Origin of the sequence: Mesorhizobium sp. M0276 (assembly GCF_040321755.1) — a bacterium.
GTDB lineage: Bacteria > Pseudomonadota > Alphaproteobacteria > Rhizobiales > Rhizobiaceae > Mesorhizobium.
The window spans coordinates 20,792-27,658 of record NZ_JAMYSC010000063.1 but is presented as its reverse complement, the minus strand read 5'-3'; the positions used below and the strand labels follow the sequence as shown (position 1 = coordinate 27,658).

The 6,867-nt window shown below is 62.2% G+C and carries 7 protein-coding genes; 4 read left to right on the top strand and 3 right to left on the bottom strand.

What is annotated here, in order from left to right; translation table 11 throughout:
• Positions 1 to 266: 266 nt before the first annotated feature.
• From rho to hemE, 3 genes are all read right to left on the bottom strand, one after another.
• Positions 267 to 1,532, bottom strand: a complete 1,266-nt coding sequence (rho, locus tag NKJ01_RS31010) for a transcription termination factor Rho (protein ID WP_031261426.1) — start codon at positions 1,530 to 1,532, stop codon at positions 267 to 269.
• Between the two features lie 225 nt (positions 1,533 to 1,757).
• On the bottom strand, positions 1,758 to 2,294 hold the full coding sequence (gene hemJ / locus NKJ01_RS31005; RefSeq protein ID WP_352733997.1) for a protoporphyrinogen oxidase HemJ: 537 nt from the start codon (positions 2,292 to 2,294) through the stop codon (positions 1,758 to 1,760).
• Complete coding sequence (gene hemE / locus NKJ01_RS31000; protein WP_352733995.1) at positions 2,294 to 3,325, bottom strand: uroporphyrinogen decarboxylase; 1,032 nt, start codon at positions 3,323 to 3,325, stop codon at positions 2,294 to 2,296. The genes hemJ and hemE overlap by 1 nt, the downstream gene beginning before the upstream one ends.
• A 405-nt stretch (positions 3,326 to 3,730) precedes the next feature.
• On the opposite strand from hemE, the gene NKJ01_RS30995 reads away from it, so the two are divergent.
• The 4 genes from NKJ01_RS30995 to coaE all read left to right on the top strand — a co-directional run bounded on the left by NKJ01_RS30995 (position 3,731) and on the right by coaE (position 6,863).
• Positions 3,731 to 4,552, top strand: coding sequence for a pyruvate, water dikinase regulatory protein (locus tag NKJ01_RS30995; RefSeq protein ID WP_023763020.1), 822 nt, complete (start codon positions 3,731 to 3,733; stop codon positions 4,550 to 4,552).
• A gap of 283 nt (positions 4,553 to 4,835) precedes the next feature.
• Positions 4,836 to 5,435, top strand: a complete 600-nt coding sequence (locus tag NKJ01_RS30990) for a Maf-like protein (RefSeq protein ID WP_352733993.1) — start codon at positions 4,836 to 4,838, stop codon at positions 5,433 to 5,435.
• A complete protein-coding gene (locus NKJ01_RS30985; protein ID WP_352733991.1) occupies positions 5,428 to 6,270 on the top strand; it encodes a shikimate dehydrogenase in 843 nt (280 codons plus the stop codon). The genes NKJ01_RS30990 and NKJ01_RS30985 overlap by 8 nt, the downstream gene beginning before the upstream one ends.
• Complete coding sequence (gene coaE / locus NKJ01_RS30980) at positions 6,267 to 6,863, top strand: dephospho-CoA kinase (protein ID WP_352733989.1); 597 nt, start codon at positions 6,267 to 6,269, stop codon at positions 6,861 to 6,863. The genes NKJ01_RS30985 and coaE overlap by 4 nt, the downstream gene beginning before the upstream one ends.
• Positions 6,864 to 6,867 lie beyond the last annotated feature (4 nt).

Below are 6,867 nucleotides of genomic sequence, written 5' to 3'. Positions count from 1 at the left end.
TCGCAGCCCGATCAGGGTCAAAGAAGCTGGCCATCATTGCCGTCGCAAGGAAGCTCCTCGTCGTCCTCAACGCTATCATCCGAGACAAAAAAGCATTCGCATGAACACAGTTGCCATGCCGTTACTTCCGAGCGTTGCAATGGTGCAGATTCTGCTCCAGCGCTTTCTTCGATAGACCTCACGGCATGGATCCTAGGGTCTGCACTCCGCTTCGCGTCGCTCCGCCCTAGGATGACGAGAAGAGGATACGCCCCCTGCCTGCTCGCCTACGTATTCATCGAATCGAAGAAATCCGCGTTGGTCTTGGTCTGCTTGAGCTTGTCGATCAGGAACTCGATCGCGTCGGTGGTTCCCATCGGCGCCAGGATGCGGCGCAGCACGAAGATCTTCTGCAGGTCCTGCTTGGAAACCAGCAAATCTTCCTTGCGGGTGCCGGACTTCAATATGTCCATGGCCGGATAGATGCGCTTGTCGGCCACCTTGCGGTCGAGCTGGATTTCGCAGTTGCCGGTGCCCTTGAACTCTTCGAAGATGACTTCGTCCATGCGGCTGCCGGTATCGATCAGCGCGGTGGCGATGATGGTCAGCGAACCGCCTTCCTCGATGTTTCGCGCCGCACCGAAAAAGCGCTTCGGCCGCTGCAGCGCGTTGGCGTCGACACCGCCGGTCAGCACTTTGCCGGATGACGGCACCACGGTGTTGTAGGCGCGACCGAGGCGGGTGATGGAATCAAGCAGAATGACGACGTCGCGGCCATGTTCGACAAGGCGCTTGGCCTTTTCGATGACCATTTCGGCGACCTGCACGTGGCGAACAGCCGGCTCGTCGAAGGTCGACGAGATCACCTCGCCCTTCACCGAGCGCTGCATGTCGGTCACTTCTTCCGGCCGCTCGTCGATCAGAAGCACGATCAAATAGCATTCCGGATGGTTGGCGGTGATCGAGTGGGCGATGTTCTGCATGAGAACGGTCTTGCCGGTACGCGGCTGCGCATTGATCAACGCGCGCTGGCCCTTGCCGATCGGCGCGACCAGGTCGATCACGCGCGCCGAGATATCCTTGGTGGTCGGATTGTCGATCTCCATCTTCAGCCGCTTGGTCGGATAGAGCGGCGTCAGATTGTCGAAGTGGATCTTGTGGCGGATCTTTTCGGGATCGTCGAAATTGATCGTGTTGACCTTGAGCAGCGCGAAATATCGCTCGCCCTCTTTCGGGCTGCGGATCGGCCCTTCGACCGTATCGCCGGTCTTCAGCGAAAAGCGTCGGATCTGCGACGGTGAAATGTAGATATCGTCGGGACCTGGCAGATAATTGGCGTTGGCCGAGCGCAGGAAGCCAAAACCGTCCTGCAGCACCTCGACCACGCCGTCGCCGATGATCTCGACGTCCTGGGCAGCCAGCTTTTTTAGGATCGCGAACATCAGCTCCTGCTTGCGCATGACGCTGGCGTTCTCGACCTCGAGCGATTCGGCATAAGCGATCAGCTCTGGCGGTTTCTTGTTCTTGAACTCGGCGAGTTTCATTTCTTGCATAGACGGACCTTGAATAGATGGAGTCTGGGTAAGCTTTGGGAAAATATCGGCGGGATGCGACAAATGCCGGGCGCGGCCGAAGACACTGAGGGGCGGCGCATGACGGGAAGGAAGACCCGTCTTTTATCGTCGGTCGGGTGAAAGAGCAAGCTGCGTTTTGCGGGACCCGATAAAGGCCCGCAGCGCATCATGCCAATGCCGGGAACCACCTTTGCGCGACAAGCGTCAGAACGGCTTGACGACCACCAAAATGACGATTGCGACCATCAGCAATGTGGGGATCTCGTTGACGATACGCCAGTGCCTGGCGGACTTTTCGTTGCGGTCCTCAGCGAATTTGCGCACCGCGCCGGCCAGGTAGCCATGAACGGCGGACATCAAAAGCACCGCCCCGATCTTGGCGTGCAGCCAGCCGCCCTGGAAACCGAAGCCTTTCCAGGCGAGCCAGAGACCGAACATCCAGGTGACGATCATCGCCGGATTGACAATGCCGCGCAGCAGGCGCCGCTCCATCACCTTGAAGGTCTCCGACTGCACGGAACCCTTCTCGGCATCGGCGTGGTAGACCAGCAGCCGCGGCAGATAGAGCATGCCGGCCATCCACGAGATGACGGCGAGGATATGGATCGCCTTGGCCCACGGATAAAAACTGTCGGGCGCCGCGAAATACAAAAGCCCGGTGAGAACGACCAGCACCGCCATACTGATCGTCATGCGCATCATCGCCTGCCCGGTGCTGTTCGCGTTTTTCATCTCGGCCATCAGCGTGTCGCGCTCCGCACTTGTCTCACCATCGCCTCGACATGGGCGATCGGCGTCTCCGGCGTGATGCCATGGCCGAGATTGAAAATCAGCGGCCCCTCTCCCAGCGCTTCCAGGATCGCTTCGACGCCGTCGGACAGTGCCTTGCCGCCTGCCACGAGCCGCAAGGGATCGAGATTGCCCTGAACCGCGCCTCGGCGCTGCAAATCCTTCGCCGCCTCCAGGGGCACCGTCCAGTCGATCCCCAGACCCGTTACGCCGGTCTTCTGGCGATAGGTCTGGTAGCGGGCGCCGGCGCCCTTGGGAAAACCAATGATCGGAACATCGGGATGAACGGCCCGAATTTGCCTGACGATCTCCGCCACCGGCTGCACGCAGAACTGTTCAAAGCAGGCGTCGTCGAGCACCCCTGACCAGGAATCGAAAATCTGCACCACATCCGCGCCGGCCTCGATCTGACGGATGAGATAGGCGGCCGAATGATCGGCGAGCACTTTCAGCAATCGTTGAAAGGCCGCCGGCTCGCGGTAAGCAAAAAGCCGGGCCGGCGCCTGGTCGGGCGTGCCATGGCCGGCGACCATATAGGTCGCCACCGTCCACGGTGCCCCGCAGAAGCCGATCAAGGTCGTCTCGTCTGGCAGTTTGGCCCGCAGCCGGCGAACCGTCTCGTAGACAGGTTCGAGATTCACGTGAAACAGCTTGCTTTCCAGAGCCGCAATCTCCGGCGCCGTGATCGGCGTCAGCAGCGGCCCTCGCCCCTCTTCGAAGCGGACGTCGCGGCCAAGCGCATGCGGGACGACGAGGATGTCCGAGAACAGGATCGATGCATCGAAACCAAAACGCTCGATCGGCTGCAAGGTCACTTCGACGGCAAGGTCTGGGTCATAGCAGAGATCCAGGAAGGAACCGGCACGCCTGCGTGTCTCCCGATACTCCGGCAGATAGCGCCCGGCCTGACGCATCATCCAGAGCGGAGGCGGAAAGTGAGCCTTGCCCTTCAGCACGTCCAGCATGATCCGGTTCGGGGGCATCGAGCGCTCGCTTCTCCCAGCCTCTTCTATAATCAAAGATTCTTATATCTAAGATTCTTCTGATTCTAAGAGTCTGTTGGTTCTGGTGGTTGTCACCTGTCCCGCTTTGCCCCGGAAAACACCAGCCAACATATTGTCGCGTGCTTCTTTTTCCAAACTGCAGGGTTGTGGGGACGAACAGGAATCCGCCACTGGAGTCAAAGCGTTACGAGACGTGGGGAAAAGCCCGCCCTGTGGACAGGCGAGAGGCAGGGAAAGCCGTCCCCGGATTTGTCCCCAGCCGCCCGGCGATGCTGACAGAGCAACGAATTGTGGACATCTAGCCTTCTGATACAGTCGCATCCGATCGGCCCGTCTTTTCATCCCACTCTATCCACAGAAGCCCACAGCCCCAGGTGACCCCCTGTGAACAAACCCCAAAGCTTCTTCCATCTGCACCTGATTTCCGACGCGACCGGCGAAACGCTGCTCGCCGCCGGCCGGGCGGCTTCGGCGCAATACAAGGATGCGCGTGCCATCGAGCACATCTATCCGCTCATCCGCACCGAAAAGCAGGTAGCGAAAGTGTTCGAGGACATCGAGGAAGAGCCCGGCATCATTCTCTATACGGTCGTCGACCAGAAGCTGGCGCGCGGCATCGACGAGCGCTGCGCGACGATGGGCCTGCCCTGTGTGTCGGTGCTGGAGCCGGTGCTGACCGTCTTCCAGTCCTATCTCGGCACGCCGGCCGGCCGCCGCGTCGGCGCCCAGCATGTTCTCGATGCCGAATACTTCCGCCGCATCGACGCGCTCAATTTCACCATGGACCATGATGACGGCCAGCTGCCGCTCAACATGGACGATGCCGATGTCGTGCTGATCGGCATCTCGCGGACCTCGAAGACGCCGACCAGCATCTATCTCGCCAACCGCGGCATCAAGACCGCCAACATCCCGATCGTGCTCGGCGTGCCGGTGCCGGAAAGCCTGGTCAACGCCAAGACGCCGCTGATCGTCGGGCTGGTCGCCACCGCCGAGCGCATCTCGCATGTCCGGCAAAACCGCCTCCTCGGCACCAGCAGTTCTTACGAGGCATCGGACTATGTCGACCGCGCCGCTATCAGCGAAGAGCTCGCTTATGCCCGCCAGATCTGCACCCGCCATGGCTGGCCGATGATCGATGTCAGCCGCCGCTCGATAGAGGAAACGGCGGCTGCGATCGTTGCCCTGCGGGGGAAGAATAGATAGTTGGAGCCGTGCGCAACCACAGGCTTGAGATAGTGTCTGAAACGTCGCGATCCTTCGCGCCCCCCTCTGCCCTGCTGGGCATCTCCCCCTCAAGGGGGGAGATTGGCAGCTTCACGGGCCGCACCTTTTGTTCAACGTTAAAAATTGGCGAAAGCCGAACCTACATCCAATCTCCCCCCTTGAGGGGGAGATGTCCGGCAGGACAGAGGGGGGCGCTGTCCCGCCAACCTTTGGCAACCCTGTGCACTGCGGCGGTCAACGACGATCAACCGGGCGAAAGAAAATGACCGAGAAAATCATCCTCGCTTCAGGCAGTCCGTTCCGCAAGGCGATGCTGGTCAATGCCGGTGTCGACGTCGAGGCGATTCCGGCTGAAATCGACGAGCGGGCGCTCGAGGCGCCTTTGCAGGACAGCGGGGTCTCGCCCGAGGATGTCGCCCTGGTGCTGGCCGAGGCCAAGGCCACCGAAGTCAGCGAGCGCAGGCCGGGCGCCCTGGTGCTGGGCTGCGACCAGACGCTGTCGCTCGGCGACGAGGTGTTCCACAAGCCGGCTGATAGGGAAGGCGCGCGCCGTCATTTACTGGCGCTGTCTGGCAAGACCCATCAGTTGAACAGCGCCGCCGTGCTGGTCCGCGACGGCGCGGTGCTGTGGCGACATGTCGGCATCGCCTCGATGACCATGCGCAAGCTCGACCCAGCCTTCATCGGCCGCCATCTCGCCCGCGTCGGTGCCAAGGCGCTGGGAAGCGTCGGCGCCTACCAGATCGAAGGCGAAGGCATCCAGCTGTTCGACAAGATCGAGGGCGACCATTTCACCATTGTCGGCCTGCCGCTGCTGCCGCTGCTGGCCGAACTGCGCACGCTCGGAGCGATCGATGGTTGAGGCGACAAGGAAGGCCTTCGTTACCGGCCACCCGATCAAGCATTCGCGCTCGCCGAAGATCCACGGATATTGGCTGGCCAAGCATGGCATCGGCGGCAGCTATGAGGCGATCGATGTCGCGCCGGAAAGCTTTGCCGCGTTCGTGAAGACGCTGCAGGCCAACGGCTATAGCGGCGGCAACGTCACCATCCCGCATAAGGAGGCGGCTTTCGCGCTGGCCGACAACCGCGACCAGGCGGCGCAAGAGATCGGCGCCGTCAACACGCTGTGGTTCGAGGACGGCATCTTGTGGGGCGGCAACACCGATGCGCACGGCTTTGCCGCTAACCTCGACGAACATGCGCCGGGCTGGGCGAGCAACGGCCCGGCAGTCGTGCTCGGTGCCGGCGGCGCGTCCCGCGCCGTCATCCATGCACTGAAGCAGCGTGGCGTTGCCGACATCCGCATCGTCAACCGCACGCTCGGCCGGGCTATGGAATTGCGCGATCGTTTCGGCGCCGGCGTTTCGGCGCATGGCATGGCGGCGACCGGTGAACTGCTTGCCGATGCCGGGCTGCTGGTCAACACCACCGCACTCGGCATGCACGGCAATGAAGGCCTGTCCGCCGATCCCGCTTTGCTGCCCGACCACGCCATCGTCACCGACATCGTCTATGTGCCGCTGGAGACACCGCTGCTTGCGGCGTCCCGCGCGCGAAACCTCAAGACGGTCGACGGGCTCGGCATGCTGCTGCATCAGGCGGTGCCCGGCTTCGAGCGCTGGTTCGGCATCAGGCCGCAGGTCACGGCTGAACTGCGCGCGCTCATCGAAGCTGATCTGGTGCCGAAGCCATGATCGTGCTCGGCCTCACCGGCTCGATCGGCATGGGCAAGTCGACCACGGCAAAGATGTTCGCCGAGGCCGGTGTGCCGGTCCATGATTCCGACGAGGCGGTGCATCGCCTCTATGCCGGCAAGGCCGCGCCCCTGGTCGAGGCGGCCTTTCCCGGCACCACATCCGCCGGCGTGGTCGATCGGGCAAAGCTTGGCGCGCGTGTTCTCGGTGACGCCGCCGCGCTGAAGCGGCTGGAAGCGATCATCCATCCGCTGGTGCGCGCAGACGCCGATGCCTTTCTGGCGCGTCATCGTGCCGCCGGCGCGCCGATTGCCGTCCTCGACATTCCGCTGCTGTTCGAAACCGGCGGCCGCGACCGCGTCGACAAGGTCGTCGTCGTCACCGCGCCAGCCGAAATCCAGCGAGAACGCGTTCTGGCGCGGCCTGATATGACCGAGGAAAAACTGGATTCGATCCTGGCCAGGCAGGTGCCGGATGCGGAAAAACGCAAGTTGGCTGACTTCGTCGTCGATACCGGCCAGGGATTGGGCTCCGCCCGCGCGGCCGTGGCTGCCATCATTGCCGAACTCTCCGGGGATAAGGTGCACTCCTGACACC